This is a genomic window from Methylobacterium sp. BTF04, assembly GCF_010692745.1.
In the GTDB taxonomy this organism is placed as follows: domain Bacteria; phylum Pseudomonadota; class Alphaproteobacteria; order Rhizobiales; family Beijerinckiaceae; genus Methylobacterium.
This window is the reverse complement of record NZ_JAAHTB010000179.1, coordinates 1-1,237: the sequence shown is the minus strand read 5'-3', so window position 1 is coordinate 1,237 and position 1,237 is coordinate 1. Positions and strand designations below refer to the sequence as shown.

1 protein-coding gene is annotated in these 1,237 nt (G+C 63.1%); it reads right to left on the bottom strand.

Translation table 11 applies throughout. From position 1 onward, the window contains the following. Nucleotides 1-15: 15 nt before the first annotated feature. Nucleotides 16-1,184 (bottom strand): IS3 family transposase gene (locus tag G3T14_RS24160; protein WP_163645004.1). Its coding sequence is split into 2 segments (ribosomal slippage): nucleotides 16-917 and nucleotides 917-1,184, totalling 1,170 coding nucleotides; the frame shifts between segments, so codons are not numbered across the junction. Nucleotides 1,185-1,237: the final 53 nt, after the last annotated feature.

Below are 1,237 nucleotides of genomic sequence, written 5' to 3'. Positions count from 1 at the left end.
TGGACTTGCTTCGGTTTAGTGGAGAGCGGTTTGGGTAGCGCTGCGTTTCTCGAACTGGATGGGACTGACGAAGCCGAGCGCGGAATGCCGCCGGCGCGGATTATAGAAGCCATCGATGTAGCGGGCCAGGGCCTCGGTCGCCTCAGCCCGGGTTTGGAAGACGGTGCGCCAGACGAGCTCGCTCTTCAGTGTCTTGAAGAACGTCTCGACCATCGCATTATCATAACAGTTACCCTTGCCGGACATCGAGATCACGATGCCAGATCGTCGTAGTTCGGCTTGGTACTCATTCGAACAATACTGACTGCCACGATCGGAATGATGGAGCAAACCTGCTGCCGGCCTTCGCATGATCAGGGCTCGTCGCAAGGCGGTCAGAGCCAGTTCCTTGTGCAGCCGGTCGCCCGCCGCCCAGCCCACGACCCGCCGGGCGTAGAGGTCGATCACCACCGCTAGATACAGCCAGCCCTCCCGCGTCCAGATGTAGGAGAGGTCGGTGCCCCATTTCTCGTTCGGTGCGGCGGCGGCGAAGTCCTGATCGAGCCGGTTGGGTGCCACCGGGAAAGCATGCTGGCTGTCGGTCGTACGCCGGAAGCGTCGAGGCTGACGGGCCCTGAGCCCGTTCTCTCGCATCAGCCGCGCCACGCGTCGCCGCCCCGCCGCCAGTCCCTGCTCGCGCAGTTCATGCGTCATGCGCGGGCTGCCGTAGGTCTCGTGCGAGAGCGAAAAAGCCGAACGGACATGGGCGAGCAGGACCAGGTCCTCGCGCTGACGGCGAGAGGCGGGCCGGTTCTTCCAGGCGAAGTAGCCGCTCGGACTCACATCGAGGACCTTGCACAGACGCTGGACGGGGAAATCCTTCTTCGTCGCGTCGATGAGTTCGAACCTCACCGACGTCCCTCGTTGACGAAAAAAGTCGTGGCCCGCTTCAGGATCTCTCTCTCCTGGCGCAGCACCTCGTTCTCGCGCCGCAGACGCTTCAGCTCCGCGGCCATATCCTCCTGCCGATCGGACGGCAGCGCGTCCATCTCTCGATCACGTTGGCCGTCGATCCAGTTGCGCAAGGTCGAGCGCCCGACCCCGAGATCGGCGGCGATCTCGCGATGGGAACGGCCACTCGTCCGGGTCAGCCGGACCGCCTCCGCACGAAACTCAGGGGTGAACTGCTTCTTGGGTTCTGCCATCGGAGACCTCCTCCTTCACAAAAAGAGCTCTCCACTTTTCCGAGGCAAGTCCA